We start from the raw sequence: 26204 nt of genomic DNA on the forward strand, positions 1-26204 counted from the left end.
AGGTATCAACGGAATTTGAACCAGAAATAAACGACCGCATTGGCGACCATCGACAGCACGAACAACGGCATCGCTTCGACCGGCGGTGCAAGTTCGGCACGCGACAGAACCCACCACGCCGGGCATGGGAACACAAAGGCATAGAAGCCCGCGAGCGCACCCAGGTGATAGGCATGGCGTTCATGATCGTCGACCGTGCGGTGATAGATGATCAACGATACGACGAGCCCGACCACCCACAGCGCCGACAGCCCAATCGCAATGGAGGGAGCCAGCGCGCCATTGTCGAACAAGTCGGTGTTGCCGTCGGCCTGCAACATGATGGCCGACACCATGCCGAGCGTGCCCGCCAGGACGACGCTCACCCAATAGAGCCGCTTGCGCGGCGACCAGCTGCGGAACCAGTCGGCATGGCGGCGGACATAGAAGCCGAAGGCTGCGACGCCCAGTGTGATCGCGATCAAGGCGCCGATCCAGGGGGAAAGCGCCGGGCCGCCGGTTTCGGCCGCGGTGCTGCTGTAACCGGCAAAGCCGCCGGCGAGCATTGCGGTGCCGATGAAGATGGCAACCGGCCAGCCCATGCCGGGCGCTGGACGGTTCTGTGGATCATTCGCCATTATCTTATCCCTCATGGCCGTCATCGAAAATCTCCTCGATCGGCATTTCGAACAGCCGCGCGAGCTTGAAGGCGAGCGGCAGCGACGGGTCGTATTTCCCCGTTTCGATCGCATTCACCGCCTGCCGCGAGACGTCGAGCCGGTCGGCGAGTTCCGCCTGGCTCCAGTTTCGCATCGCGCGCAGCACTTTCAACTTGTTGTTCATCGGCGCCTCGCCAGCATGTCCATCCGAAGGACCGTGGGTTTCCCATAGACATCATATGTCGGGGTTGGGCAAATATCTGGATCGGGTCTTCGCCGGGACAAGGGACTGGAGCGCCGTCCCATGGCGGGCGCTCCAGCCCAAGTCGCCAGCCGTCACCGGGGAGCGACGGCGCGAGCGAAGTCGTCCAGATTCATTGTTACCGGGCGGTATCGATCATCAGCAGTGCGAGCTGTGTTCCGTTCTGTGCCTGCGCGACGGCGCGTTCGGCCTGCAGTCCGGCTTTCTCGATCGCACTCGACGTGCATGCCGACTGGTGAGCCCACTCGGCAGCGCCGCGACGGCCCGAGCGGCAAACGCTGCGCGCGGCGGTCTTGATGCGGGTGTCGAGTCGTTCGCGATCGGCGATGCGGGTCAGGTCGAGGTCATCGATGCGGACTTCGACAGTGGCGTTTTCGCTCTCGGCGGCAACAGCGGGCGTTGCAATGGCGGCGAGCGAGAGGGCGAGGGTCAGCGTGCGGGTCATCATATCCATTCTCCTGGAATCGGGCGGGTCGTGGTTAACTCAGCCTGTCATTATGTCAGGTATCCATGACTATATGTCGCGATTCGCTGACTATGTCAACAACACCTTACAAAAAGTTTTGGAGACCTGACTAAAGCGGATATTTTCGCGCCGTGGCGAGCGGCGGGAAGCCTTGACCATGCGCCGCCGCTGGGCCAATGCGGCGGCGATTTTTGCACCTGCGAAGGGATTGCGGCCGTGGCCGACGGGGCGGACAAGACACCACTCAGCTTTCAGGACATGATCCTGACGCTGCACAATTACTGGAGCGCGCGCGGCTGCGCGATTTTGCAGCCCTATGACATGCGGGTGGGGGCGGGGACCTTTCACCCCGCGACGACGCTGCGCAGCCTCGGCCCCGAGCCGTGGAACGTCGCCTATGTCCAGCCGAGCCGCCGCCCGACCGATGGCCGCTATGGCGAGAACCCGAACCGCCTCCAGCATTATTATCAGTATCAGGTGATCCTCAAACCCTCGCCCGCGGACCTGCAGGAGCAATATCTGGGCAGCCTCGCCGCGATCGGCATCGACCCGCTGCTCCACGACATCCGCTTCGTCGAAGACGACTGGGAAAACCCCACGCTGGGCGCGTGGGGCCTGGGCTGGGAAGTCTGGCTCAACGGCATGGAAGTCACCCAGTTCACCTATTTCCAGCAAATGGGCGGCTTTGACTGCAAGCCCGTCGCGGGCGAACTCACTTACGGGCTCGAACGCCTCGCCATGTATATCCAGAATGTCGACAATGTGTACGACCTGCGCTTCTCCGACGCGGTCGGCGACGTGCCCGGCGTGAGCTATGGCGACGTCTTCCTTGAAAACGAACGGCAATTCTCGAAGTGGAATTTCGAGGTTGCCGACACCGACAGCCTGTTCGCGGGCTTCAAGGCCGCCGAGGAAGAGTGCAAGCGCGCGATCGACGCGGGCGTGCCTTTGGCTGCCTATGACCAGGCGATCGAGGCGAGCCATTTGTTCAACCTGCTGCAGGCGCGCGGCGTGATCAGCGTACAGGAACGCGCCAATTATATGGCGCGCGTCCGCGATCTCGCGAAGGGCAGTTGCAAGGCGTGGATCGACAGCCAGTCCGAAAACTGGACCGCAAAATATCCGGGGTGGACGCTGTGACCGACTTTCTTCTCGAACTACGCAGCGAGGAAATCCCGGCGCGGATGCAGGCGGGTGCGCGCGCCGAGCTCGAAAAGCTGTTCCGCGCGCAATTGTCGGCCGCGGGCCTCGAAACGGGCGACCTTACCATCTGGTCGACCCCGCGCCGCCTTGCGTTGATCGCAAGGGATTTGCCCGACGCGACCGCCGCGGTCAGCGAGGAACTGAAAGGCCCGCGCACCAGCGCGCCGCCGCAGGCGCTCGAAGGCTTCCTGCGCAAGACCGGCCTGACGCAGGACCAGCTCGAGGATCGCGAGGGCGTGTATTTCGCCGTGATCGACAAACCCGGCCGCGCGACCGCCGAGGTGCTCGCCGAGGCGATCCCCGCGATCGTCCGCGCCTTTGCCTGGCCCAAGTCGATGCGCTGGGGCAAGGAAAGCCAAAGCAGCGAAAGCCTGCGCTGGGTGCGTCCGCTGTCGGGCATCGTCGCGATCTTTGGCGAGGAACTGGTGCCGTGCGAGATCGGCGGCATCGTGAGCGGTTTCGCGACGCGGGGCCACCGCTTCCATTGCCCGGGCGAGATCACGATCGGTTCGGCTGCGGACTATGCCGAAAAGCTGCGCGCCTGCCATGTCATCGTCGACCATGAGGAACGGCAGGCGATCGTCCGCGACGGCGCTGCGAAAGCCGCGGCCGATGCGGGACTGAGTCTCGTCGAGGATGAGGGACTGGTGATCGAGAATGCTGGCCTCACTGAATGGCCGGTGCCGCTGCTCGGCCGTTTCGACGAGGCGTTTCTGGAAGTGCCGCCCGAAGTCATTCAGTTGACGGCGCGCGTGAACCAGAAATATTTCGTCGTGAATGGCGCCGACGGCAAGCTCGCCAACGGTTTCATCTGCACCGCGAACATCGACGCGAGCGACGGCGGCGCCGAGATCGTCGCGGGCAACCGCAAGGTGCTGGCGGCGCGGCTGTCCGACGCGCGCTTCTTCTGGGAACAGGACCAGAAAAAGACGCTCGCCGAGCACGCCGAAAAGCTCGCGAACATCACCTTCCACGAAAAGCTCGGCACCGTCGCCGACAAGGTCGAGCGCGTCGCCAAGCTCGCCGAATGGCTGGCGAGCGAAGGCATCGTCCCGAACTGCGATCCCGCACTCGCGCGGCAGGCGGCGGAACTAGCGAAGGCCGACCTCGTCACCGAAATGGTCGGCGAATTCCCCGAACTGCAGGGCCTGATGGGCGGCTACTACGCCCGCGCCGAAGGCCTGCCTGACGTGGTCGCCGACGCGATCCGCGACCATTACAAGCCGGTCGGGCAGGGCGATGACGTGCCGACGGCGCCGGTGACGGTGGCCGTGGCGTTGGCGGACAAGCTGGATACTATCTCGGCGTTCTTCGCGATTGAGGAGTTTCCGACAGGCTCGAAAGATCCCTTTGCACTTCGGCGGGCGGCCTTGGGTATCCTCGCCCTTTTGCAAACGAATGAGCTTCGATTAGAGATCGTCCGTGTGCTTTCCAGTGCGTCGTTCGATGCTTTCAAACGTGGAACGCTTCTCAAAATGAGAGACGGTAACCTCCACGCGATGCCGAAGGGCAAAGCACAGGAAATGATTGATGGCCGAAAGTCCGAAACGGCCAAACAAATCGCAGACTTCTTCGCCGACCGCCTCAAGGTTCAGCAGCGCGAAGCCGGTGTTCGGCACGACTTGATCGACGCGGTGTTCGCGCTCGGCGGCGAGGATGATCTCGTGCGCTTGCTCGCGCGCGTGAAGGCGTTGCAGGCGTTCATGGCGACCGAGGACGGCACCAACCTGCTCGCGGGTTACAAGCGCGCGGCGAATATATTGAAGCAGGCGGAAAAAGACGTCGTCCCCGCGAAGGCGGGGACCGCTGGTGGTATTGCTCCCACGACAACGGCCCCCGCCTTCGCGGGGGCGACGGATGTGGATCGGGCCTTGCTCGCCGCACTCGACGCCGCCGAGCCTGCCGCCACCGCCGCGGTTGCCGAGGAACGCTTCACCGACGCGATGGCCGCGCTCGCGAGCCTCCGCGCGCCGATCGACGCCTTTTTCGACGGCGTGATGGTCAACGACCCCGACGAAGCGGTCCGCGCCTATCGCCTCGGCCTGCTCGCGCGATTTACCGGCGCGGTGCATGGCGTGGCCGATTTCTCGAAGATCGAGGGCTAGGGAGAGGCCCGGGCAATGAAGCAGGACTTTCCTGTCTGGCTGGCCTTTCTGTTCCCGGTCTTCTTTGTCGCGATGTGGGTGCTCGTGATGCGCATCATTTCCTGGATGGGCTGGTCGGCGCTTGCCGCGCGTTTCGCGTTCGATCGCCCTGTGCCCTCCGACGCCCAGCGCTACGGCTCGCAGTCGATGTCGATCGGTGATTCGTTCTTCACGATCGCGAACTACGGTAATTGCGTGAACGTCTGGATCGACCCGCGCGGTTTCTACATGCGTCCGCAGCTGCTCTTCCGGCTGTTTCACCCGCTGGTGTATATCCGCTGGGACCAGATCGCGAAGGCGGATGTTCGCAAGGGATTTCTGAACGGCGGCACGCGGCTGACCTTTCGTGCCGACGCGCCGACGCTCGCGATGCGCGGCCAGTCGGCGCGCGCGGTTGCCGAACGATGGCAAGCTTTCGGTACAGGCAACGCTGCCTGATGCCGCTAAAGGAAAACTGAATCGACCCGGCGGGGAACCGCCACTATCCAGCCGCAACCTCCTCCCCGGGGCAGCAGGAGCATATGATGACGAAGATGGTGCATTTGTTCGGCGGCGCGGCCACGACGGCCGAACGCTCGAAGGAATTGCTGGGCGGCAAGGGGGCGAACCTCGCCGAAATGGCCTCGATCGGCCTGCCGGTCCCGCCGGGTTTTACGATCACTACCGACGTCTGCACCGCTTATTACGCCAATGACGAGCAGTTCCCGGTCGGGCTGGTCGAGGATGTCGCCGCGGGCATCGCGCATATCGAGGGGATCACCGGCAAGGCCTTCGGCGATCCCGCCGATCCGCTGCTCGTTTCGGTCCGCTCGGGCGCGCGCGTGTCGATGCCCGGCATGATGGACACCGTCCTCAACCTCGGGCTCAACGACCAGACCGTCGTCGGCCTTGCCGAAGCGTCGGGCGATCCGCGCTTCGCGTGGGATAGCTATCGCCGCTTCGTCCAGATGTATGCCGACGTCGTCATGGGCCTCGACCATGCCGAGTTCGAGGAAGCGCTGGAAATCGCAAAGGAGGACAAGGGCTTATATCTCGACACTGAGATGGGGGCTGAAGACTGGCAGGCGCTGGTCAAGGATTATCAGGCGATCGTCGAGCGCGAGACCGGCGCGCCCTTTCCGCAGGAGCCCAAGGACCAGCTGTGGGGCGCGATCGGCGCCGTGTTCGCGAGCTGGGAAAGCGACCGCGCGAAAGTCTATCGCCGCCTCAACTCGATTCCCGGTGAATGGGGCACCGCAGTCAATGTGCAGGCGATGGTGTTCGGCAATATGGGCGACACCTCGGCGACGGGTGTGGCGTTCACGCGCGACCCCGCGACCGGCGAGCGGGCTTGGTACGGTGAGTGGCTGATCAACGCGCAGGGCGAGGACGTCGTCGCGGGCATCCGCACGCCGCAATATCTGACAAGACAAGCGCGCGAGAAGGCGGGCGCCAAGCCGCTGTCGATGGAAGAAGCGATGCCCGAGACCTTCGGTGAACTCGGCCGCGTCTTCGACACGCTCGAAAATCATTATCGCGACATGCAGGACATCGAGTTCACCGTCGAACGCGGGACGCTCTGGATGCTTCAGACGCGTTCGGGCAAGCGCACCGCCAAGGCGGCGCTGCGCATCGCGGTCGAAATGGCGGCCGAGGGGCTGATCTCCGAAGAGGAAGCGGTGCAGCGCGTCGATCCGGGCGCGCTCGACCAGCTTCTCCACCCGACGCTCGACCCCAAGGCGCCGCGCGACGTGCTCACCAAGGGGCTCCCGGCGAGCCCCGGCGCGGCATCGGGCAAGATCATGTTCGACGCCGACAGCGCCGAAAAGGCCGCGGGCATGGGCGAGGCGGTGATCCTCGTCCGCGTCGAGACGTCGCCTGAGGACATCCACGGTATGCATGCGGCAAAGGGCATCCTGACCGCGCGCGGCGGGATGACCAGCCACGCGGCGGTCGTCGCGCGCGGCATGGGGCGCCCCTGCGTCTCGGGCGCGGGCGGGCTGTCGATCGACGGCGCGGCGCGGGTGCTGCGGGTCGGCGGGCGTGAACTGCGCGAAGGCGACATCCTGACCCTCGACGGCTCGACCGGCGAAGTGATGGCGGGCGAGGTTCCGACGCTGCTCCCCGAACTCGTCGGTGATTTCGGCACGCTGATGGGCTGGGCCGACAAGGTGCGCCGCATGAAGGTGCGCACCAATGCTGAAACTCCCCAAGATGCTCAAGTCGCGCGCGACTTCGGCGCGGAGGGTATCGGGCTCTGCCGCACCGAGCATATGTTCTTCGACGCCGCGCGCATCACCGCGGTGCGCGAGATGATCCTCGCCGACAGCGAGGACGGGCGCCGTGCCGCGCTCGCGAAGCTGCTGCCCGAACAGCGCGGCGACTTTGCCGCGATCTTCGGGGTGATGGCGGGGCTGCCGGTGACGATCCGCCTGCTCGACCCGCCGCTCCACGAATTCCTGCCGACGCGCGAGGAGGATTTCGCCGACGTCGCCGCTGCTGCGGGAGTGGGGATCGAGGCGCTGAAAGCGCGCGCCAACGAGCTACACGAATTCAACCCGATGCTCGGCCACCGTGGCTGTCGCCTAGGGGTCACTTACCCCGAAATCTATGAAATGCAGGCGAGGGCGATTTTCGAGGCGGCGTGCGACGTCGCTGCCGAAACTGGTGCGGCGCCGATCCCCGAGGTGATGATCCCGCTCGTCGCGACACGCCGCGAATTCGACCTGATGAAAGCGGTCGTCGAGGCGGCCGCCAAGGCGGTGTTTGCCGAAAAGGGGCGCGAGATCGCCTATCTGGTCGGCACGATGATCGAACTGCCGCGCGCCGCGCTGATGGCGGGCGAGATCGCGCAGTCGGCTGAATTCTTCAGCTTCGGCACCAACGACCTCACCCAGACGACGATCGGCATCAGCCGCGACGACGCGGGCCGCTTCCTGACCCAATATGTCGACAAGGGCATTTTCGTCACCGATCCGTTCGTCAGCCTCGACGTCGAGGGTGTCGGCCAGCTGATCGAGCTGGCGGCGGAGCGCGGGCGCGGGACGCGTGCGGGCATCAAGCTCGGCATTTGCGGCGAGCATGGCGGTGACGCGCCGAGCATCCATTTCTGCGAGAAGACGGGGCTCGATTATGTCAGCGCCTCGCCCTACCGCGTGCCCATCGCCCGCCTCGCGGCGGCGCAGGCGGCGCTGAAGGCAAAATAGCTCATTGCCCCGCGATGGCGGGGCAGTGACGGACAGGTGTTTCGAATCATTGTCGGCGCGCGTGCGGGATCGGCTGTGCCCGAACCGGGCGTGCCGCTTCGCATCGCGGGGCCGCCCGGCCCGGATGCTGCGTTGTAGCATGTGAAAAACCATGTGCTGGACGCCGTCCGCGGCCAATAATCCTGCCGAGCGGTCACAAAGCTGAAATAGGGGGTTGCGCCCCCGCGCACTGGCCCTTAAAGGCGCCTCTCCACGCACCCGTAGCTCAGCTGGATAGAGCATCAGACTACGAATCTGAGGGTCGGGCGTTCGAATCGCTCCGGGTGCGCCACTTCCTTCTCGCCATTGTCGCTCGACAGGCTGGGAAGCCTTTTTCTCCATGATTGACCGGCTCGCGGCCCACCGGATGATCGGCCGACCGGCTTCGGTTTCCGTACCCATGCCAAGCGCGGCGGCGCGGCGCACTCGATGGCGCGATCAGCCGAACGACGGCACGATGTCGCGGCCCATCTGACGGGAAAGAGCGAACTCGGCGTCGCGCGCCAGCGCGAAAGGCAGGGGGGCGGGGAGGGATTCTGTTGGAAGCGAGTAGATTTTTGAAAACCGTGTCGTTTTTCAGTCCGATCCCTCGCTGAGGCTGCGCTCGATGCCATGCTAGGATGTTTTCACCGTGAAACCCGACAGTTCCACACCCAGTCGGCGGTGGTTCTGGGTCGCTCAGCGCCGATCGCTAGATGGTGACCAGGACAACGCCATTGTCCGTGCCGGGCCGCCACGCTGCAAGTCTGTTAAGCGTCGAAAAGTCGACCCGGCGATAGAGGTCGAGATATTCGATTCCGTGCGTCGTGCCTCCCGCGTCCTGCGTTGCCACCACGAAGATATTGTAGATCGGCTTCTTGCCGTCGGCATAGCCGATCTTCTAGGGGTAGCAGCGCGACGCCATCGAGTTTTGCGTCGCAAGGAACATGAAGAAAGTCGATTCGCGGATGCGCTTCTGGATATTCTCGGCCGTGCGCCGGTTGGGACGCGCCGGCATCTCATAGTCCATCCAGTCGACATAGGCATCCCAGCCTGCCTTGTGCAGCATCTCCACGAAGCCCTTCACCAGTTCGGCATCCTTGTTGACTGCGGCAGCGAAAGACCGTCTTGCGCCCGCGTAGCTGCGCCTCCTCGACCATCGCCTTGGTGACGCGGACGGTCGATGTGCGCGCGGCGGCGAGGAGATCGGATTGCCGGATCGCCATTGCTCAGCGCCCCGCCGCGATGGCTGCCGTCTCGATCCACGTCGGCATGTTGCGATAGCCGTCGTCGTTCACCCAACTGTAGGTCTTGCAGAGCGCGGTGAAAGGCTTCTCGACCCCGTTTGCGGTCTCTTGCCAATAGCTGAGCGGATTGGATCCCTGCGTGCCGATCCCCGTCTGCGGATACTTGACCCCGAAGAGATCGATCGCGAGCAGACCTTTCCGGAGTTCGTGGCTGCGCTTGATCTCGTGGAGTACCCAAGGGCGTTCATAGGTTGTCGGCCGCCGCGAGTTCGGCAAGCGTCTTCGCGAGCGATCCCGTGGCGCCAACGAGGAGCAGGACAAGGCCCTTCGCGTGCGCGATCTCCCATTCCTGCTGCATACCCGAGGCCGACCCGGTCCTCCCATACTCCTCATTGTTACCGAAGAGGAACAGCGCGACCCCAGCATGATCGAGAATGCGGTTCCGATATTCGGTCCACAGCTTGTCGCGCCTGGCCTTGTCGTCAACATGTTGGGGGGCGCTCGTTGTGTTCGCCGCGTCGCGGTCGCCATGCTGGTAATGCGTCGACGCGCGCCGCTCGCCTGGATCACCGGGCCGGCGGCGATCATAGGCTGCCTGTTTCTCTTTCTCAGCCTGCCGCGCTCGACGCAGATCCTGTTTCTCGGTTGGAACGTGGCAGTCGCGCTGATCTATAGCGTCAGGAGGAGATTTTAAACGAGCCTGCGGCCGGAATGGCTGGCTGAGGCGCCGCGATTGTTCTTGCGGTTGACCAGTTTGTCGACATGAGCCGTATCGCGACCAATCACCAAACGGGAAGGTGTGCTCGGCTCGAACCCGTCGCTGCCGCAGTCGTCGCCCCATGTGCAAGCACAACCTCCGCCTCACGTAGCTAGCCGATAATCTCTCCCGGGCGATGCTGCTTGCTCGGCATTCCTTGCCTCCTCGTTATCCAAGAATGTAATTGATTCTGGACCACTCAGAAAGGGGGCAGATCAGCTTTCCCTCGACCTTAGCTCCAATCCGCGGAGCAGTTCGTGCGCCGGCCATTTATTCGCGCTGTTTCCCGTTTGTGCCGTCTTGCGGCACGGGCATAGTGCCCTCGCTTCGGTCGCGATAGATGGCGGCCCGCGCGAGAAGCATTAGCGTCACTGGCGTCGTGAGCGTCACGAAGAGGCCGATCAATATTTCGTGCACGACGGGGCGCGACTGGAGCACCGAAAAACAGACCATCGATGCCATGAGTATCAGGATGACGCCGAGCGTCGTGCCGAGCGTCGGCGCATGCACCCGTTCGTAAAAGCTCTTCAATCGGAGCAGGCCCAGCGTGCCGACGAGCGTTATCGTAGCGCCCGTCAGCAGGAGCAGGCCGACGATTATCGCTGCCCAGATAGGGAGGTCCGGCCCCTGTATCATTCGATCACTTCCCCCCGCATGAGGAATTTGCCGAGCGCGACCGTGCCCGCGAAACCGAGCAGGCCGATGGCGAGCGCGGCCTCGAAATATAAGGTGCGTCCGGTCTGTATGCCGTAGGTGACGAGAAGCAGCATCGCTCCCAGATAGAGGGCGTCGAGGCCCAGCACCCGGTCCTGCGCGCGCGGGCCCCGCATCATGCGATAGGTTGCGCAAAGCATCGAAAGCCCGAGAATGATCTGCGAGGTCGTGATGACGAGCGCGAGAAACAGCGTGCTCATTTGAAAATCTCCAGGAGCAGCCGTTCGTATCGATCCTTGATGAGGCGGATCCAGGCCTCTTCGTCGACAAGGTCGAGAACATGGATGAGGATGACATGCCGGCGCGCGTCATGCTGAACCCATAAGGTGCCGGGCGTGGCGGTGATGATGATCGCCAGCACCGCGAGCGCATAGGGATTGCGGAGTTCGACCGGCAGACGAAGGAAGCCCGATTGACGCTCGGCCGGTGTGAACAGAACGATCCGCGCCACCGCAATGTTCGACCGGACGATATCGGCCGAAACCATGCCCGCGAGGCGGAGCACGGCCATGCTTGGCCGAAATCCGGTGGGTTCCGGCCTGAGCGACAACATGGTGCGCGACACCAGCGCCGCGACCAGACCGCCGAGCAGCACATGGCCCGGCGAGAAGCCCGTGAGCAGAATCCACATGGCGAAGAGCGCAAGGGTCAGCAGCGGATAGGGAAACAGGCGGCTCATTGTTGGTCGCCTGCGCTGGCTGCGGGGCCGGCGGCTTCGACATAGCCGCCCGGGTCGTGGAGCGCCCCGGCCGTCGCCTGCATGAAATCCATGACGGGCCCGGCGGCAAGCATGAGCGTCAGACACACGGCGAGAAGCAGGCCGATCGGCGTGACCTCGACCAGACTGAGGCGCGGCGGCGAATCCTCGCCCGGTGTCCAGAGGCGATCGATCCCGGCGCGCGTCATCGCGATCATCGTCGCGAGCCCCGACAGGATGATGAGGGCGATCAATATCCATTGCGAGGGCGCGATGGAGACATGCCGGAACAAGGCATCGATGAGTGCGAATTTGGCGATGAAGCCCGACAGCGGCGGAAGCCCGGCAAGGAGCAAGGAGCAAAAGATGAATCCGCCGCCCAGAATGGCGATCGTCCCCGGTATGACAACGCCTTCTTCGGTCTCCCTGTCCTCGATCGCGCCGACATATTCGTCGTCGAAAACCGGCTCGGCGATGCCCTCGATCATGTCCTCCTCGTCGGCGTGGCGCTCGACGGGTTCGATGATGAGGTAGAGCGCGCTGACCGCCAGCGTCGAACTGACGAGATAGAAGAGCAGCGCCGCCGTGAGCGCTTCACCGCCGATGCCGATCGCGGCGAGCAGGATGCCCGATGACACGAGGACATAATGGCCCGCGATGCGGGTCAGCTGGCGCGCGGCCAGGATGCCGACGATGCCGAATACCATGGTCGCGAGCCCTCCATAGAGCAGCACGTCGTTGGCAAAGCCCGCGGCTCCTCCCGAATCCTTTCCGAAGAGGAGGAACGACAGGCGCAGGATGATGTAGATGCCCACCTTGGTCATGATGGCGAACACCGCCGCGACCGGAGGCGAGGCGGCCGCGTAGGTTCGCGGCAGCCAGAAGCAGAGCGGCCAGATGCCGGCCTTGACCAGAAAGGCGACGCCGAGGATGGCCGCCCCGGCCTCCAGCAATGCCAGATTCTCTTCGGCCGCCGAACTCACGCTGACCGCGAGGTCGGCCATGTTGAGCGTGCCCGTCACCGAATAGAGGAGCGCAACGCCGATCAGGAACAGCAGCGATGCGGCGATATTGATCGCGATATAATGAAGGCTGGCGCTGGTGCGTTCGGTGCCCGACCCGTGCAGGATGAGGCCATAGGACGCGGCGAGCAGAACCTCGAAAAAGACGAAGAGATTGAAGATGTCGCCGGTCAGGAAGGCGCCGTTGATTCCCATCAGGAGCAGCAGGAACAGCGCGTGGAAGCGGGGCCCCGACCGGTCCCAGCGTGCGGTGGCATAGAATAGAGAGGTGAAGCCGAGGATGCTGGTGAGCAGCAGCATCATGGTCGACAGACGGTCGGCGACCAACGTGATCGCAAAGGGCGAGGGCCAGTCGCCGAGCCGGTACGCCACCGGGCCGCTTTCGCGGGCGGACCATAGCAGCACGCCCGCGACCCCGACCAGCAAGGCCGCGACGCCGAGGCCGAGCGTCCGTTTGGTGGCGCGCCGCCGCTCGTCCAGCGACAGCATGAGCGCGCTCGCCACCAGCGGCAGCAGGATCGGCACGATGATGAGATGCGCGAGCCAGCCCCTCACGTCTCTCCATCCTCTCCATCGACATGGTCGGTACCGGTCAGGCCGCGCGAGGCCATCAGCACGACGAGGAGCAGCGCGGTTGTCGCGAACGAGATGACGATCGCCGTCAACACCAGCGCCTGGGGCAAGGGATCGCCATAGGCCGCGGGGTCTGCGGCTCCCTTGCCGACGATCGGCGGCGCATCGGTGCGCAGGCGTCCCGCGGCGATGATGAAGAGATTGACCGCGTAGGAAAGCAGGGACAGCCCCAATATGACCTGGAAGGTGCGCGGGCGGAAAAGGAGCCAGAGCCCCGACGCGGTGAGGATGCCGATGGCGAGCGAGAGGATGATTTCCATCAGCCTCCTCCTTCCGGCGCGCGCACTTGCGGCTCGTCGTCCGCCTTCCTCTTGAGCGGCGAACGGATCGACTGGTGCGCCAGCGCGATCAGGATAAGGACGGTCGTTCCGACGACGACAGCGAAGACGCCGATATCGAACAGCAGCGCGCTGGCGATCGGAATATCGCCGATCAGCGGGATCGTCAGATAGCTGAAATAGCTGGTGAGAAAGGGATAGCCCGCGACCCATGCTGCAAGACCGGTGCCCACCGTGAGCAGCAGCCCGAAGCTGATCCATCGCAGCGGACGGATATCCAGCCGCCCTTCGACCCAGCGCGTCCCGCCCGCCATATAGAGCAGGAGGATGGCGATCGAGGCGGTCACCCCGCCCGCGAAGCCGCCGCCCGGCAGGTCATGCCCGCGCATCAGTAGATAGATGGCAAAGGTCAGGATCACCGGAAACAGCCATTGCATGATGATCCGCGGCACGAACAGATAATGGGCGAGCGTGTCGCCGTGCGAACGATCCTGTTCGGCCCGGTCGAAGTCGTTCTGGCGCTGTTGCTGATGCGGCAATTCGACGCTTTCCGGTGCCGGCCTGAAACGGCGGAGGAGCGTGAAAACCGTCAGTGCGACGATCGAGAGAACGGTGATTTCGCCGAGCGTGTCGAAGCCGCGGAAATCGACGAGGATGACGTTGACGACATTGGCGCCGCCCCCTTCGGGGTAGGCGTTCTCGACGAAGTAACGCGATATGCTGTCGACGTTGGGCCGGCTCATCATCGCATAGGAGAGCGCGGCCATTCCGGCGCCGCCCGAGACCGCGAGCAGCAGGTCGCGGCTACGGCGCAGCCGGACGATCAGCGGCGTGCGCGCCTCGGGCCAGATATCGGGCTTGCGCAGCGGCAGCCACCGAAGGCTGAGCAGGAGCAGCACGAGCGTGACGATTTCTACCAGCAACTGCGTCAGGCCCAGGTCCGGGGCCGAGAGCCAGATGAAGCTGATGCAAGTCGCGAGGCCTGCCCCGCCGATCAGCGACAAGGCGACGAGGCGATGGAATTTGGCCTGCCATGCCGCGCCGATCGCGCAGAGACAGCCGATGATCCACAGCAGCGCGAAGACCGGATCGATCAGCGTCATGGGTTGGGGCCCGCGGCTGTATCCCAGGAAAAGAAACGGCAAGGCGCCCAGCAGGATCGCGGTCCCGACCAAAAGCCGCAACTGGACCTGCAATTTCGCGGTGCCGGACCATTCGTGAATTGCACGTGCCGCGCCGACGATGGCGGCCAGCGCGGCTTCGAACGTGCGCCGCGCCTTCAGGCGGCCGATCACGGGTGAGCGTTCGACCGCGTTGAGGCGCGCGCCGAAGCGCGCATAGGCGACCGTTCCGCCGATCAGCGCGATGAGGCTCATCAGCAGCGGCGGGTTGAACCCGTGCCAGACGGCGAGGCTGTAGGCCGGCGTCCGTTCGCCCAGCACCGCCTCGACCGCGAGTGCGAGAACGGGTCCGATGGTGAGCGCGGGCAGGGTGCCGACGAGCAGGCAGGCGAGCACCAATATCTCGATCGGCAATCGCATCCAGTGCGGCGCTTCGTGAGGCGTGTGGGGAAGGTCGACGGGTGGAGGGCCGAAGAATGTCTGGTGAATGAAGCGGATCGAATAAAAGACGCTGAAGCCGCTCGCGAGCGTCGCCAGAATGGGCAAGGCCGCGTCGATGATCGTTCCGCTGTGTGCCTCGAGAGCTTCGGCGAGAAACATTTCCTTCGACAGGAAACCGTTGAGCAGTGGGACGCCGGCCATCGCAGCCGCGGCGACCATCGCGAGCGTTGCGGTGATCGGCATGAATTTCACGAGACCGCTTAGGCGCCGAAGGTCGCGCGTTCCCGTTTCATGATCGATGATGCCCGCCGCCATGAACAGCGAAGCCTTGAAGGTCGCATGATTTACGGTGTGAAAAATTGCAGCGACCGCGGCGAGCGGGCTGCCAAGCCCTAGCAACAGGGTGATGAGCCCGAGATGGCTGATCGTCGAATAGGCGAGCAGTCCTTTGAGGTCCTGCTGAAAGATCGCGGACCATGCCCCGACGAGCAAGGTGGCGAGCCCGGCTGTCGTCACGATCAGATACCAGCTCTCGGTTCCCGACAGGACGGGCCACAGGAGAATGAGGAGGAAGACGCCCGCCTTCACCATCGTCGCCGAATGGAGATAGGCCGACACGGGCGTCGGCGCGGCCATGGCGTGCGGCAGCCAGAAGTGAAACGGGACTTGCGCGCTTTTCGTGAAGGCGCCCAGCAGGATCAGGATCAACACCGGCAGATAGGCGTCGTGCGCGCGAATGATAGATCCTGCCGCCAGCACGGTGTCGATGTCATAGCTGCCGGTGATCCGTCCGAGCAGCAGGAAGCCGATGAGCATGCAGACGCCGCCGAAGCCCGTGACGATCAGGGCCATTCGAGCTCCGTCGCGGGCCGCCTGATTGTGATGCCAATACCCGATGAGCAGGAAGGAGAAGAGGCTGGTCAGCTCCCAGAAAAAGGCGAGCTGAATCAGATTGCCGGAGAGGACGATGCCCAGCATCGCACCCATGAAAGCCTGGAGGAAGGCAAAGAAACGCGGAACCGGGTCCTTCGGCGACATGTAATAGCGCGCATAGAGGATCACGAGCGCGCCGATGGTCAGGACTAGGAGCGCGAAAAGCCATGTGAAACCGTCGAGCCGCAGCGTGAACTGGAGACCGAGCGAGGGCAGCCACGACGCCTCGTGGCGCACGACCTCGCCCCCCGCGACAGCCGGATAAAATGCGGCAACCAGCAAAACGCCCGCGAGCGCGATCGCCCCGGCGATGGCGGATGCCCAGTTCCGCCCTGCCTGCGGCAAGGCCGCCGCAATCACGCTGCCACAGAAGGGAAGGCTCACCACGGCCAACAGATAGTGCGGGTCGTGCATCGGTGAGTGGGCGCTCCTGCTGGCGGTAAGATATTTTCGTCTTAGGGGTGCCCGCCGCGCCAAGGCAAGGCCGCAGGCTGTCCCGGAGCCGGCACGGCGAACGTTTCTCAGCCGTCGACGCTGCTGACGACAAGAAGGTCGCCCGAATGGCCTTCGAGCAACTTCCGCTCGGTGCTGCCGATGATCGCTTCGAACAGAGCGCCATGGCCGTGGCTTCCGACGACCGTGAGGTCCGCGAAGCGGTCTTCGGCAAACTCGCTGATCAGTCGCTCCACGGCGCCGGTTTCGACGATCAGGTCGAGGCGGGCCGCGAGATCGGTGCCCACGCGCGGATCGGCGATGATCTCGGCGAGCATGTGCGACCGCAGGTCATGATCGATTTGAGGGCGCGCGGCTGCGGCGAGTCCCGCGGCGGCGGGAAGGTCGTGCGCGTGGAAGAGCGTGAGACGCGCGCGCGGGAAAAGCGCTGCCGATACGAGAAGGGCTTCGCGCGCTCCCTGCGAACGATCGGTCGCGACGATGATGTTGCGATAGGGGCCGGCGGGGCGATCGTGGACGACCAGCACGGGAATCGAGAGATTCTTGATCAACCGTTTGGCCGTTCCGCCGAGCAGGAGGCTGCCGAGCATGTCGTTCCGCGCGACACCCGCAACCACCAGATCGCAATGCTCCTTCTCCGCGATCGCCTGGAGTTCGGTCGCGGGATCGCCGACGGCTACCAGGATTTCGGCGGTGGTACCGCTGCCCGCCAGGTGCGACCGAAGCGTCCGTCGCGCGCGCCCGGCGGGTGTCGTCCGGCGCCTTCGTCCTCTTCCTTCCAGCAAATGCCCGGGGTCCGGCTCGACGACGGTCGCCGCGATCAACCGCGCGCCCCACTCTTCCGCCAGCGCAATCGCGCGGTCGAGGGCACGGTCACACCGACAGCTAAGGTCGGTGGCGACAAGAATGGTTTGCGGCAACGAGCGCTGTTCCTTTGGTTCCATCTTCTTTCTCCCTCTGCACAGCGTTCTGCAGTTCCGTTTTCGCCGACATTTTGCACTAATCCGCGCGCTCGACGGTGCGGACCGTGAGCGTGCGTTTTCGTCCTTCCCGGTCCGGCCACAGGATCGACTGTCCCGGTTTCAGTCCGATCAGCCCGGCCCCCACCGGAGTGAGAATGGATATCCTGTTCTCCGCGATGTCGGCGTCCTTCGGAAAAACGAGCTGGCAGCGATATTCGCGGTCGCTCGCTTCGTCGGCAAAGCCGATGTGTGAGTGCATGGTCACCGTGTCGACCGGCATGCGTTCCCGCTTGTGAAGGACGGCTCGCGATATTTCGCCGAGCAACAGCTCGCTCACGTCCGGGAGGCGTTCTTCAACGGCCAGCGCCAGATTGGAGAGGCATTCGGCTTCGCTATCGATCATATGGATTGGCGGCCGCTTCGCAGCCTTGGATGTTTTCATCGGATTTCGCTTTCAAAATAGGACGGGCGCCGGCGCGGCGCGGTCATATTCGGTTGTTACAGCCCCGAACCGGGGCCGTGTCGCGCCGCGGTCGGGGCTAGAAGCCGACGAGAAGAGTGCTCGTAGAGAAGCGAAAGCAGGACGGGCGAATGCAGATTTGCATGGCGGCAAGGTGGGGGCTGCGCGGACGGAAGTCAAATCCCGAGGCCCGGGATCTGCCCATTCACTTTCGCAGGTGAATTCGGGAATCTGCGCGTTCGCGACGGAGGGCCGGCGTGATTTTGCCCTTTCACCCGTTCATGCTATGCGGCTTTTCATGATGTGTTCAACGGCACTTCGTTTCCTGGCCCATGCCGGCAGCCTGCTGACGCGCGCGTCGGCCTCGGCGCGGCTGCGGTCTGCCTAACGCGCAGGTCGACGCCGACCCCGAGGCTCGATGCCGGTATTGCCCGCCGGCTTTCCGCACATTCGATAGGTAGTGACCCGCAGCCCGCGGGTCGAAAGTGGCGTTCGCGCGCCTGGAGTTTTCCATGAACAATTCTGTGCCCGAAGCTGCGGAACGCCGCCTCGGTGCTGGAACCGGTATGACTGGCAAGCGGGTCTGGGTTACCCGGACCGAGCCGTTCAACCGGCTTACCGTAAAGCGTCTTGCCGCAGCAGGATATGAGGCGATTGGAGCGCCGGTGCTAGACGTCGAACTGCTGGCGGTTAGGGCGGTCGCGGCTGTTCCCGACGCGCTCATATTCACGAGCCTCAACGGCGTGCGGCTGCATCGCTTCTTTCCTGCCCTGGCAGGATTGCCGGTATTCGCGGTCGGGGATCATAGCGCGCGTTTCGCGCGGGCACGCGGCTATCGAAACGTCATTTCGGCGAGCGGCAATGTGCGGGACCTTTGCCGGTCGATCGAGGCCGGGTTCGAAGGCGGTGCCGACCTGCTCCATATCGGCGCCCTCCGTACGGCCGGCGACCTCGCCGGCATGCTGCGGCCTGAATTTCGCGTCCGAAAGCTCGCCGTCTATGACGTCCGGGAACGCGACCCGCGCCAGTTGGACCGGGTTTGCGGCGGCCTCGATAAGATCGACCTGATCCTGATTCATTCGCCGCGGGCGGGCCGTCACGCCGCAGAGCTGATACGCGCCGCGATGCCCGATTGGCCCGGCACGGCTCATTGTATCTCAGCGGCGGTTGCGGCCTGCTTTCATCAACTCCCGCGCGTTCGAATTCACGTCGCCGAGCGCCCCGACGAGGCGTCGCTTCTCGCGTTGTTTCGACAGGAGCGGTCCTCGCTGGCCGTGCCGCCGAGTGGCGGGCGAGGCGATCCCGCCGAATTGCATGCTTCAGCGAGGCCCGGGTTTGCCAACGGGGCCCCGTCATGATCGGCGCCATTCAACCCTGTTCGCCTGTTCAACGCCGCGGGGTGCGGCTGCTCGAACCTTAGCGGCCCCGGGCCCGCATCCGGCGGGCCCGGGGTGTCTCCCGCCAGGACGGCAGCGCGACCGGTTAATCCGGCGCCCCCGCCCACGACCCCGTTCGAACCTTTATCCGCCTGGCGTTCGGCGCCGGCGGCGATGGAGAAATTGCGTGAACAATCCCTTGGAGCAGCAATCGCTGCTCGATCACCTCATCAGGGAGGCGGCATTCGGGGCGAGCGCGATGCTCGCCGATCCGCTGGAAGCGGCACGATTGCGGACTCCGTCGGACTGCGGACTGACCGAAATCGAGCGGCTGGAACATTCCGTCCTCGCCGAAGATCAATTGCTGGCAGCGGCGCTGCGGCTGACGGCAGGCCCGGCGACGCCGTTCGCGATCGAAGCCGCGCTGCAGAATTTCTTCGCGACGCCCCCTGGCCGGCTCGCCGTAGAGGCGCAGCGGCGCGCCGCCTTCGGCCCCGTTACAGGTCAGGGGCTGCCGATCGGACGCGCTCGCGAAACCGCCGCCGAAATAGAGGGGCGGTTGGACCGGCAGGGAGGCAAAGCGTTCGGAGATCTGCGGACCTATGCAGACCTCTACAGTGATCTCTGGTGCGATCCCAGGATCGCCGCACCCACCATCGCGCGACGCGAAATGCTGGCGCTCGTGAGCGCGCTCAATGAACGTTGCGCGCCCGCGGACATGGCCGGGCGGAAGGCGGCGCGCTCATGAGACACTCCTCGCAACGGCTGGAATATCCGCCGCTCGAAATGGGATGCAGAACCCGGCTGCTTCTCATGATCGCCTTTACCACGCTTTTTGCCGCGACCTGCTGGCTCGTCGGGACGGCATTGCGCGCCGCCACCTGATCGGATGGAGATAGACATGTCGACCGAACTGGCGGGTCTGTCGGTCCGCTGGACCTACCCGCTCGAAGACATATTGGGCCTCGTCATCGTTGCCGGGGTCGTGGGCCTCTACAGCCTTATGTTCGCGGTGACCGAGCGCAATTGGCGCGGCTGGCTCGTCTCCGCCTGCTTATCCTTCGCGGCGATGGCGTGGCTGATTGCGGCAAGTCCCTCGGCGCCGCCGGTGAACGCGGGCGGCACGCCGGCGAAGGGAGCGGCGAGGACGGCGGAATGAAACGCTTTCCGGAATCGCTCGCGCCTTCCCCGCAGCGCCACCCGTCGATGCTTCCGGGAACCGCGCTCGCGGTTCTTGCCGCGACAATGCTGGTGCTCCTGGGCACATCGCGTCTCTTCGGCTATGAGCGCACGTCAATATGCGTGTCGTCGACGAGTGGGTGACTGCAGTTGGGCTCCGAAGCGAGACTATGGGACGCATGCACTGACACTGGCGGAAGACGTTGAAGTCTAACCACTAAATCTCGATGCTCTGGAAAGAGGGTGCTCTGGATTCGCGTGGAACGTCCGATCTCCTTGTTTAATTGCCGAAAGCAGGCTGTCTCCAAGTGATGACGTGGACGGCTCTCCAACTCCCCGCGGTATGATCCGCAGGATGAGCTGGAAGGAGAGCTACGATGGAGAAGATTGCAACAGTCGGGTTGGATATCGCTAAGTCGGTGTTTCAGGTCCACGGTGTTGATGCCGCAGGCGAGGTCCTGGTGCGCAAGCGCCTGTGCCGGGCGCGGGTAATTCCGTTCTTCGCGAAACTACCGCGATGTCTGGTCGGCATCGAGGCCTGCAGTACATCGCATCATTGGGCCCGGGAGTTGATCGCGCTGGGGCATGATGTTCGGTTGATGCCGGCGCAATATGTGAAGCCCTATGTGAAGCGCGGCAAGAATGACGCTGCCGATGCCGAGGCGATCTGCGAGGCGGTGACGCGGCCGGCGATGCGGTTCGTGACGGTGAAGACTCCGGAGCAGCAGAGCGTGATGATGCTTCACCGGGTCCGACTGATGCTCAACCGCCAGCGCACTCAGCTGTCGAACGCGACGCGGGCCCATATGTCGGAGTTTGGGATCGTGGCGCCGGTGGGGCGCATTGGGCTCGAGCGCCTGCTGGCGATATCCAGAATCTCCCCGGCGGGCCGTTCCAGGATTTCAGCCGCACGATCGGATCGGGGACGACGCTCCCGCGCTGGCGATCAACCACATCCTTCACCTTCGGCACCGACAACATGAGCGCGCTGGTGCGCTGGCGGCACATCGGTGCGATGATCGACGCGTCGAAAGTCACCAACGCAGCGAGCACGACGCCGGGGGTCAAGGCTTATGACTATTTCGACCTCTCGCTGCGCGTCGACCCGGCCGAGCGCTTCAGCCTGCGCTTCGGGGTGAACAATCTGTTCGACAAGACGCCGCCGGTGGTGAGCGGCGTGCTCGGCCAGACCGACGCGAGCACCTATGACGTGCTCGGCCGCACCTATTATCTCGCCGCCACGGCGCGCTTCTAATGGTCAGGAAAGGGAGAAAAGCGATGCCCAAATGGATGCGACCGGCGGCAATCCTCGCCGCCTTCGGCCTCGCGACGGGAACCCCGGCGCTGGCGGCAGAGGCGCCTGCCGCGCAGGCGGCGCCCGCTCCCGTGGCGGGAACGCTGATCGAACGCGCACCGCTCGCGCTCGAGTTCGGCCTCGACGGCGCGGCGCAGGCCTTTGCGATCCGTTACGGCTCGACCGACGGCGTCACCGGCAGCGGCGCGGTGCCGGTGACCGGCGCGCTGTTCATCCCCAAGGGCACGCCGCCCGCGGGGGGCTGGCCGCTGATCGCCTGGGCGCACGGTACCGTCGGCATCGGCGACGATTGCGCGCCGTCGCGCAACCCGCGCTCGGCGCGCGACCGCACTTATCTCGATCATTGGCTGGGCGAGGGCTATGCCGTCGTCGCGACCGATTATCAGGGACTGGGCTCGCCGGGCCCACACCCCTATCTCAACAGCCGCGCCGCCGCCTATTCGACTCTCGATGCGGTGCGCGCCGTGCTCGGCGGCGATTTCGGCCTCGCGAACAAGGTGCTGCTCGTCGGCCAGTCGCAGGGTGCCGGCGCGGCCTTTGCCACCGCGGGCTATGCGGCGGACTATGCGCCCGACGTCAATCTGCGCGGAACGATCGCCACCGGCCTCCCCAATCTCGCCGTGGCGAGGGAGACGAGCCGCAGCGATGGTGACAAGCCCGACCGGCTGATCGCCTACCTCCTCTATATCGCCTCGGCGGCGCAGCAGATCGACCCCAAATATGATCCCGCCGCCGTGATCACCGAGCGCGCGATGCCGCTCTACCGGCAAGCCGCCGACACCTGCGTCGTCGATATGTTCAATGCGGTGGTCGATGCGGGACTGACCCGCGCCAACAGCTTCAAGACCGACTTCTGGCGCCATTATGCACCGATGCTGACCTATGCCGGCTATCCGACGCTCCATATCGCCACGCCGGTGTTCATCGGCACCGGCGCCCAGGATGTCGACACGCCCGCGGCGATGCAGAAAACGGTCGTCGATGGCGCCTGCGCCGCGGGTTCGACGATCGAATGGCACGTCTATCCGGGGCTCGACCATTCGGGGACGGTCAACCGCTCGTTCGCCGATTCGCGGGTTTTCGCGCTCCGCGTGATGGCCGGGGAAGCCATCGCGCCAAATTGTACAGGGGCGAGCAAGGAGAGTTGAACGGCAAGGGGACAATCTACGGTGGATCGAGCCGCCGATTGCCCTGCAATCTGCGCCCAGAAGCGGATGAGGTGGATGGCTCCCGCTCACGGCATCTAGGTGCCAAGATGGGTTGCTGGCATGCAACCCGAGCAAACGAGCCAAGGTACGCAGCTTCACGGCGCGTTCTTCGAATGTCACCGCTATGGCGTCATTCTGACCGCTGCTTGGGCGTCCATTCGCCCAGCGGTTCTGATCCGGTGTACTATCTGGTTCTCGCTTTTGGCCGCGATGGAGCGGTGGGCGGAAGTCAGTTACTGCCAGTTTGGCTGCGATCGCGGTCCGCTTTGGATGATTAATAAGCGGTAACCACATTCAAACTGGGGCATGTTGATGCCGTCATTGCAAGCACGGGGGTGGACTAATGCATGCAATCATGGGCGGCGTATCGGGGGACTCGGGCGCAGAAGACAAGCTTCAGATGATCGAGGCCGAAGTGGCTCGGCTGACCAGCCTAGTGTTGCAGCTGGCTGCTCGAAATGGCACCGCGCACGAAGGCATGAATCCCGTCGTAGAACGAAAATCTTATGTGCCGTCTGTGACCATGCCGCAACCGGTGCCGGTATCGTTTGACTGCGCGCGCGCGCGAATGGTCAGGCAAATCATCCGGCATCGCCGGAAGCGCGAGCGGCAGTTTCCTTCCTACCTCCTCGCCGATCCCGGCTGGGATATGCTCCTAGATCTCTATGCGGCGCATTATGAAGGGCAGAAGGTCCCGGTCTCGAGCCTGTGCATTGCCGCTGCGGTCCCCGCGACGACGGCGCTACGCTGGATCAAGACGCTGGAGGAAGAAGGCCATCTTGTGCGATCGCAGGATCCTCACGATCGCAGGAGGATATTCCTTGCCATGAGCGATACGGCTCGCGCAAAAATGGACGAGTATTTCGACGATATCGAAGACTAGTTGGAGAAGTGGCGGCGCTGCAGCCGCTCGATTTCGGCCGGGTCGGCTTGTTCGCCGAGACGATCGTTCAGCACCTCGATCGCGGCATTGACCTCATTGCCGGCCATCCGGATTTCCAGCCGGTCGAGTTCTGCGAGCGTGACCCGCAATTGGTCCCTGACGGCACGGATGGCAATCTTGTCTTGCTCGCTGTCAGCCATGGTTTCCCCTCGCGGCCTCGCCCTCCTTCGCGGAAGAGGCGCAGCCGCTTAACAGATGCAAGCGGGTGGGGAAACCGGATTTAGGTTCAGGGTTGGAGCGGTAGTCCGCGGCGGATAAACGACAGTTCCACATCGCTTCCGACAAGGGTCGCTTTGATGATCCGGTCATCGGCCAGAATGGCTGCGGTCCGGATGACGGTCGTCACCGGCAACGCCGTCGCATAGGATATTTCCGAAATCAGGTTCGCGCCCGCGTCCATGCTCTTCATGATCGCCATTGCGCGTAACAAGTAGTCCGCCGACGGCTTCTCTCTGTCAGGATCAAACATTGTGAATTCCGTCCTTTGACGGTCTGCGGCCACGCAGCCATTCCCGAAGGAGTTTTCGGCGCGCCCTGTGCATATGGGCCGCCATCACGATCAGAATGATCTGGTAGTAGGACCAATGGCCCTGACCGGCGACATAAGCGCGCGGAAGGATGTCAGGCGCGAGGAACTTGGCAATATGAGTGAGGCAGACAATCAGTTGAAGCGCTGGAAGGCAAAGTGTCCAATAGCGGCGACTGACCAGCGCCAACCACAAAAACGCTCCGAACAGGAGGAAGTCCACCAACGCAACCAAGCCGTTCGCCGTCTCATAATATTGCCCCGAGATATAGACGGTCAGAACCGTGAGGGCTGAAGCGCCAACCAGTGTGAGCATGGCAAGCCGAGCATCCCGGTCGCCTGCGCAGAGAACATAACCGGTGGCAGCGAGGATCAGCGCTATGAAGATATAGCCCCAGATCATGACGATCGTCTTTCTTATTCTTGTCGCACGACCTGGGGATATGTCCGGTCAGGCCGCCTGCGCGTCGGAGGCGGTGACGGCGTCGTCGTTGCGCCCTTGCGGCTCGAGGATTTTCACGGCGTCACCGGCGGCCCTCACCCGGAAATTGCGGAGCCCGAGATGATTCTTAATGCCGTCCATTTCATGATGAAAGGCTACCAGCCTGGACCGGGCGGTGAAAAGCGACGCCACTGTGCCTTGGATGTGACCATAAGCCGTGTCGCCGACCACAGGCGAGAGTTTGACGGCCGCCTGGGCATTGGGCAGCGAATTGACCAAAGCTGCGATTTTGGCGATCGCAAGATCGACCGCAGCTTCGGCTTCGGAGAGTTCGGTTGCGACCTTGTTCGCGGCGGCGAGACGTTCCTTGAGCATATTTTTACTCCCTCGGCCGCTCCGCTGGGAGACGGCCCCCTCCGGGGCATCAAGCATCTTGGAAAGAAGGCTCAAACCGTTGACCACCGTGCCCAGCGCCACGACAAAGCCGAATGCGATGGCAAGAATGACGAGGATGCGCCGTCCCGCAGGAAGCTTGTTGGTGCCCCAAAAGAATGTAGCGATCGGATGGCTATCCTTCGACCGCACTTTCCCACGGCGGGAATCTGCAAGAGAAACCAGCCTGCGAAGCCGTTCGCGGTCATATTCGTCGGAGCCGTCGCTTTCCCCCGCCGACAGCTTCTTGTTGCGTGAATTCGCAGCGCCCGGAATCCCCGAATTTTCATACCTCAATTTTGAGGTCTCATCATAAGATTCTGTATTATCTATGGAAATTTCGGACCAGTAAATTTTGGCCGCCTCGGCGCGATTGCTCGCTCCCAGCTTTTCGCAAGCAGAGCGGACTCGGTCATCGATGGTATGAGGCGAGAGATCGAGCTCGCGTCCGATCTGTTTGGACGATTTGCCTTCGCCGACCAGCTTCAGGCACGCGCGTTCACCGGCGTTGAGTCGTTGCAGTCCACTGCCGGGTTGGTCCCGGTCTCCATGTTCTCTAGGCATATCGTCCGACCCCCACACACAGTCTCCCGTTCCTATACGGTGGTCCCCCAAGTCACTTAGGCTGTAGTTAAGTTGGTCGAAACCATTTTTTCTCGCGACACGCGCAGCATAAATTTACCACATTGATATCTATTGAATATTTGAGGATTCCGTAGCGGAAAATTGGCGTTTCCTACCCAGTCACCTTTATTGGTCCTATTGCTCTGAAAGACACAATAGATTCGATCCTGCCAATTCATAAAGCTTGACCAGCGGCTAGGCCCCGAAAGCCATGTTCTTTTGCTTGCCGTCATGGATGTCCCAGCGTCAGAGTTTGCCGCCGTTAGGGGGCACAAGAAGCAGCAATCTGCCGCCATCGGACACCTTATAGGGTTTAGGGCGCGGCCTGGCAGCTTTGATCTTGATTTCGCTCAGCATTTCTCTTCTCCTAAGATGCCATGCTTTTGGACCGCCGATACCATGGATCAGTACCCGGATTGGCATTGGAGGGCTCCGAACGGTTGCGAACCGCTACGGAAACTCGAGCAATCTAAGCATCAGAATTTAAGGAGAAAAAGTCGATATCGCTGGACCGCTGCGGACCCA

Annotated in this window: 31 protein-coding genes, 1 tRNA gene and 1 pseudogene; 14 read left to right on the forward strand and 19 right to left on the reverse strand. The window is 63.6% G+C overall.

Annotation, left to right across the window (positions count from 1 at the left end; genetic code table 11):
• Positions 1-5: 5 nt before the first annotated feature.
• The 3 genes from QZL87_RS07565 to QZL87_RS07575 form a co-directional block, all read right to left on the reverse strand.
• Positions 6-617: a hypothetical protein gene (locus tag QZL87_RS07565; protein ID WP_295325891.1), complete on the reverse strand. Its 612-nt coding sequence runs from the start codon at positions 615-617 to the stop codon at positions 6-8.
• 4 nt (positions 618-621) lie between these two features.
• Positions 622-822 carry a helix-turn-helix transcriptional regulator gene (locus tag QZL87_RS07570; RefSeq protein WP_058803043.1) on the reverse strand — a complete coding sequence of 67 codons (201 nt, stop codon included), beginning with the start codon at positions 820-822 and terminating at the stop codon, positions 622-624.
• Positions 823-1018: 196 nt separating this feature from the next.
• Positions 1019-1348, reverse strand: coding sequence for a UrcA family protein (locus QZL87_RS07575; protein WP_295325896.1), 330 nt, complete (start codon positions 1346-1348; stop codon positions 1019-1021).
• 276 nt (positions 1349-1624) lie between these two features.
• On the opposite strand from QZL87_RS07575, the gene QZL87_RS07580 reads away from it, so the two are divergent.
• The 5 genes from QZL87_RS07580 to QZL87_RS07600 all read left to right on the forward strand — a co-directional run bounded on the left by QZL87_RS07580 (position 1625) and on the right by QZL87_RS07600 (position 8229).
• Entirely contained in the window at positions 1625-2506 is an 882-nt protein-coding gene (locus tag QZL87_RS07580) for a glycine--tRNA ligase subunit alpha (protein ID WP_295326777.1), read from the forward strand.
• The gene (gene glyS / locus QZL87_RS07585; RefSeq protein WP_295325903.1) at positions 2503-4674 is read left to right on the forward strand and encodes a glycine--tRNA ligase subunit beta; all 2172 of its coding nucleotides are present in this window, start codon (positions 2503-2505) and stop codon (positions 4672-4674) included. The genes QZL87_RS07580 and glyS overlap by 4 nt, the downstream gene beginning before the upstream one ends.
• Before the next feature lie 15 nt (positions 4675-4689).
• Positions 4690-5151, forward strand: coding sequence for a hypothetical protein (locus QZL87_RS07590; RefSeq protein ID WP_295325908.1), 462 nt, complete (start codon positions 4690-4692; stop codon positions 5149-5151).
• 86 nt (positions 5152-5237) lie between these two features.
• Entirely contained in the window at positions 5238-7898 is a 2661-nt protein-coding gene (ppdK, locus tag QZL87_RS07595; RefSeq protein WP_295325911.1) for a pyruvate, phosphate dikinase, read from the forward strand.
• Between the two features lie 254 nt (positions 7899-8152).
• Positions 8153-8229 (forward strand) — tRNA-Arg (locus QZL87_RS07600).
• 399 nt (positions 8230-8628) lie between these two features.
• On the opposite strand, the gene QZL87_RS07605 is transcribed toward QZL87_RS07600, so the two are convergent.
• From QZL87_RS07605 to QZL87_RS07620, 4 genes are all read right to left on the reverse strand, one after another.
• Positions 8629-8772 (reverse strand): hypothetical protein, encoded by a 144-nt coding sequence (locus tag QZL87_RS07605; protein WP_295325914.1) that lies wholly within the window; start codon positions 8770-8772, stop codon positions 8629-8631.
• 45 nt (positions 8773-8817) lie between these two features.
• Entirely contained in the window at positions 8818-9003 is a 186-nt protein-coding gene (locus QZL87_RS07610; protein ID WP_295325917.1) for a hypothetical protein, read from the reverse strand.
• A gap of 142 nt (positions 9004-9145) precedes the next feature.
• Positions 9146-9439, reverse strand: a complete 294-nt coding sequence (locus tag QZL87_RS07615) for a TIR domain-containing protein (RefSeq protein WP_295325920.1) — start codon at positions 9437-9439, stop codon at positions 9146-9148.
• Entirely contained in the window at positions 9408-9623 is a 216-nt protein-coding gene (locus tag QZL87_RS07620; RefSeq protein WP_295326780.1) for a hypothetical protein, read from the reverse strand. The genes QZL87_RS07615 and QZL87_RS07620 overlap by 32 nt, the downstream gene beginning before the upstream one ends.
• On the opposite strand from QZL87_RS07620, the gene QZL87_RS07625 reads away from it, so the two are divergent.
• Entirely contained in the window at positions 9588-9857 is a 270-nt protein-coding gene (locus QZL87_RS07625) for a hypothetical protein (RefSeq protein WP_295327174.1), read from the forward strand. The genes QZL87_RS07620 and QZL87_RS07625 overlap by 36 nt on opposite strands.
• Positions 9858-10190: 333 nt before the next feature.
• On the opposite strand, the gene mnhG is transcribed toward QZL87_RS07625, so the two are convergent.
• The 8 genes from mnhG to rnk are packed head-to-tail and all read right to left on the reverse strand — an operon-like array spanning position 10191 to position 17616.
• Complete coding sequence (gene mnhG / locus QZL87_RS07630) at positions 10191-10556, reverse strand: monovalent cation/H(+) antiporter subunit G (protein ID WP_295325925.1); 366 nt, start codon at positions 10554-10556, stop codon at positions 10191-10193.
• Positions 10553-10834, reverse strand: coding sequence for a K+/H+ antiporter subunit F (locus QZL87_RS07635; protein WP_295325932.1), 282 nt, complete (start codon positions 10832-10834; stop codon positions 10553-10555). The genes mnhG and QZL87_RS07635 overlap by 4 nt, the downstream gene beginning before the upstream one ends.
• Positions 10831-11313, reverse strand: a complete 483-nt coding sequence (locus QZL87_RS07640) for a Na+/H+ antiporter subunit E (protein WP_295325936.1) — start codon at positions 11311-11313, stop codon at positions 10831-10833. Before QZL87_RS07640 ends, QZL87_RS07635 begins: the two co-directional genes overlap by 4 nt.
• Positions 11310-12908: a monovalent cation/H+ antiporter subunit D gene (locus QZL87_RS07645; RefSeq protein WP_295325939.1), complete on the reverse strand. Its 1599-nt coding sequence runs from the start codon at positions 12906-12908 to the stop codon at positions 11310-11312. The genes QZL87_RS07640 and QZL87_RS07645 overlap by 4 nt, the downstream gene beginning before the upstream one ends.
• Positions 12905-13246, reverse strand: a complete 342-nt coding sequence (locus QZL87_RS07650; protein ID WP_295325942.1) for a Na+/H+ antiporter subunit C — start codon at positions 13244-13246, stop codon at positions 12905-12907. Before QZL87_RS07650 ends, QZL87_RS07645 begins: the two co-directional genes overlap by 4 nt.
• A complete protein-coding gene (locus QZL87_RS07655) occupies positions 13246-16236 on the reverse strand; it encodes a monovalent cation/H+ antiporter subunit A (RefSeq protein WP_295325944.1) in 2991 nt (996 codons plus the stop codon). The genes QZL87_RS07650 and QZL87_RS07655 overlap by 1 nt, the downstream gene beginning before the upstream one ends.
• A 44-nt stretch (positions 16237-16280) precedes the next feature.
• Positions 16281-17156, reverse strand: a complete 876-nt coding sequence (locus tag QZL87_RS07660) for a universal stress protein (protein WP_295325947.1) — start codon at positions 17154-17156, stop codon at positions 16281-16283.
• Positions 17157-17211: 55 nt separating this feature from the next.
• Complete coding sequence (gene rnk / locus QZL87_RS07665) at positions 17212-17616, reverse strand: nucleoside diphosphate kinase regulator (protein WP_295325952.1); 405 nt, start codon at positions 17614-17616, stop codon at positions 17212-17214.
• Between the two features lie 530 nt (positions 17617-18146).
• Here rnk and QZL87_RS07670 point away from each other — a divergent pair.
• The 8 genes and pseudogenes from QZL87_RS07670 to QZL87_RS07705 all read left to right on the forward strand — a co-directional run bounded on the left by QZL87_RS07670 (position 18147) and on the right by QZL87_RS07705 (position 23595).
• Entirely contained in the window at positions 18147-18992 is an 846-nt protein-coding gene (locus QZL87_RS07670) for a uroporphyrinogen-III synthase (protein ID WP_295325954.1), read from the forward strand.
• Positions 18993-19197: 205 nt separating this feature from the next.
• A complete protein-coding gene (locus tag QZL87_RS07675; protein ID WP_295325957.1) occupies positions 19198-19758 on the forward strand; it encodes a hypothetical protein in 561 nt (186 codons plus the stop codon).
• Complete coding sequence (locus QZL87_RS07680) at positions 19755-19895, forward strand: hypothetical protein (protein ID WP_295325959.1); 141 nt, start codon at positions 19755-19757, stop codon at positions 19893-19895. The genes QZL87_RS07675 and QZL87_RS07680 overlap by 4 nt, the downstream gene beginning before the upstream one ends.
• 16 nt (positions 19896-19911) lie before the next feature.
• On the forward strand, positions 19912-20169 hold the full coding sequence (locus QZL87_RS07685) for a hypothetical protein (protein WP_295325962.1): 258 nt from the start codon (positions 19912-19914) through the stop codon (positions 20167-20169).
• A gap of 397 nt (positions 20170-20566) precedes the next feature.
• Positions 20567-21040: pseudogene (locus QZL87_RS07690) on the forward strand (IS110 family transposase); the annotation flags it as partial.
• A gap of 128 nt (positions 21041-21168) precedes the next feature.
• Entirely contained in the window at positions 21169-21444 is a 276-nt protein-coding gene (locus QZL87_RS07695) for a hypothetical protein (protein WP_362989081.1), read from the forward strand.
• Between the two features lie 23 nt (positions 21445-21467).
• On the forward strand, positions 21468-22652 hold the full coding sequence (locus QZL87_RS07700; protein WP_295325965.1) for a lipase family protein: 1185 nt from the start codon (positions 21468-21470) through the stop codon (positions 22650-22652).
• Positions 22653-23067: 415 nt separating this feature from the next.
• Positions 23068-23595, forward strand: coding sequence for a MarR family winged helix-turn-helix transcriptional regulator (locus QZL87_RS07705; protein ID WP_295325968.1), 528 nt, complete (start codon positions 23068-23070; stop codon positions 23593-23595).
• On the opposite strand, the gene QZL87_RS07710 is transcribed toward QZL87_RS07705, so the two are convergent.
• From QZL87_RS07710 to QZL87_RS07725, 4 genes are all read right to left on the reverse strand, one after another.
• Complete coding sequence (locus QZL87_RS07710) at positions 23592-23795, reverse strand: hypothetical protein (protein WP_295325971.1); 204 nt, start codon at positions 23793-23795, stop codon at positions 23592-23594. The genes QZL87_RS07705 and QZL87_RS07710 overlap by 4 nt on opposite strands.
• 86 nt (positions 23796-23881) lie before the next feature.
• Positions 23882-24124, reverse strand: a complete 243-nt coding sequence (locus QZL87_RS07715) for a hypothetical protein (protein WP_295325974.1) — start codon at positions 24122-24124, stop codon at positions 23882-23884.
• Positions 24117-24584, reverse strand: coding sequence for a hypothetical protein (locus QZL87_RS07720; RefSeq protein ID WP_295325977.1), 468 nt, complete (start codon positions 24582-24584; stop codon positions 24117-24119). The genes QZL87_RS07715 and QZL87_RS07720 overlap by 8 nt, the downstream gene beginning before the upstream one ends.
• A gap of 48 nt (positions 24585-24632) precedes the next feature.
• Positions 24633-25619 (reverse strand): helix-turn-helix transcriptional regulator, encoded by a 987-nt coding sequence (locus QZL87_RS07725; RefSeq protein ID WP_295325980.1) that lies wholly within the window; start codon positions 25617-25619, stop codon positions 24633-24635.
• Positions 25620-26204: the final 585 nt, after the last annotated feature.

It is taken from the genome of uncultured Sphingopyxis sp., from assembly GCF_900078365.1.
Classification (GTDB): Bacteria; Pseudomonadota; Alphaproteobacteria; order Sphingomonadales; family Sphingomonadaceae; genus Sphingopyxis.

Coding starts and splice junctions, on each gene's coding strand:
- QZL87_RS07660 (WP_295325947.1), bottom strand. CDS start 17,156: ATGGAACCAAAGGAACAGCGCTCGTTGCCGCAAACCATTCTTGTCGCC.
- QZL87_RS07625 (WP_295327174.1), top strand. CDS start 9,588: ATGATCGAGAATGCGGTTCCGATATTCGGTCCACAGCTTGTCGCGCCT.
- mnhG (WP_295325925.1), bottom strand. CDS start 10,556: ATGATACAGGGGCCGGACCTCCCTATCTGGGCAGCGATAATCGTCGGC.
- QZL87_RS07705 (WP_295325968.1), top strand. CDS start 23,068: ATGGGCGGCGTATCGGGGGACTCGGGCGCAGAAGACAAGCTTCAGATG.
- QZL87_RS07700 (WP_295325965.1), top strand. CDS start 21,468: ATGCCCAAATGGATGCGACCGGCGGCAATCCTCGCCGCCTTCGGCCTC.
- QZL87_RS07580 (WP_295326777.1), top strand. CDS start 1,625: ATGATCCTGACGCTGCACAATTACTGGAGCGCGCGCGGCTGCGCGATT.
- QZL87_RS07725 (WP_295325980.1), bottom strand. CDS start 25,619: ATGCCTAGAGAACATGGAGACCGGGACCAACCCGGCAGTGGACTGCAA.
- QZL87_RS07685 (WP_295325962.1), top strand. CDS start 19,912: ATGTCGACCGAACTGGCGGGTCTGTCGGTCCGCTGGACCTACCCGCTC.
- QZL87_RS07575 (WP_295325896.1), bottom strand. CDS start 1,348: ATGATGACCCGCACGCTGACCCTCGCCCTCTCGCTCGCCGCCATTGCA.
- rnk (WP_295325952.1), bottom strand. CDS start 17,616: ATGAAAACATCCAAGGCTGCGAAGCGGCCGCCAATCCATATGATCGAT.
- QZL87_RS07650 (WP_295325942.1), bottom strand. CDS start 13,246: ATGGAAATCATCCTCTCGCTCGCCATCGGCATCCTCACCGCGTCGGGG.
- QZL87_RS07715 (WP_295325974.1), bottom strand. CDS start 24,124: ATGTTTGATCCTGACAGAGAGAAGCCGTCGGCGGACTACTTGTTACGC.
- QZL87_RS07670 (WP_295325954.1), top strand. CDS start 18,147: ATGAACAATTCTGTGCCCGAAGCTGCGGAACGCCGCCTCGGTGCTGGA.
- ppdK (WP_295325911.1), top strand. CDS start 5,238: ATGACGAAGATGGTGCATTTGTTCGGCGGCGCGGCCACGACGGCCGAA.
- QZL87_RS07635 (WP_295325932.1), bottom strand. CDS start 10,834: ATGAGCACGCTGTTTCTCGCGCTCGTCATCACGACCTCGCAGATCATT.
- QZL87_RS07590 (WP_295325908.1), top strand. CDS start 4,690: ATGAAGCAGGACTTTCCTGTCTGGCTGGCCTTTCTGTTCCCGGTCTTC.
- QZL87_RS07710 (WP_295325971.1), bottom strand. CDS start 23,795: ATGGCTGACAGCGAGCAAGACAAGATTGCCATCCGTGCCGTCAGGGAC.
- QZL87_RS07565 (WP_295325891.1), bottom strand. CDS start 617: ATGGCGAATGATCCACAGAACCGTCCAGCGCCCGGCATGGGCTGGCCG.
- QZL87_RS07695 (WP_362989081.1), top strand. CDS start 21,169: ATGAGCGCGCTGGTGCGCTGGCGGCACATCGGTGCGATGATCGACGCG.
- QZL87_RS07720 (WP_295325977.1), bottom strand. CDS start 24,584: ATGATCTGGGGCTATATCTTCATAGCGCTGATCCTCGCTGCCACCGGT.
- QZL87_RS07640 (WP_295325936.1), bottom strand. CDS start 11,313: ATGAGCCGCCTGTTTCCCTATCCGCTGCTGACCCTTGCGCTCTTCGCC.
- QZL87_RS07680 (WP_295325959.1), top strand. CDS start 19,755: ATGAGACACTCCTCGCAACGGCTGGAATATCCGCCGCTCGAAATGGGA.
- QZL87_RS07570 (WP_058803043.1), bottom strand. CDS start 822: ATGAACAACAAGTTGAAAGTGCTGCGCGCGATGCGAAACTGGAGCCAG.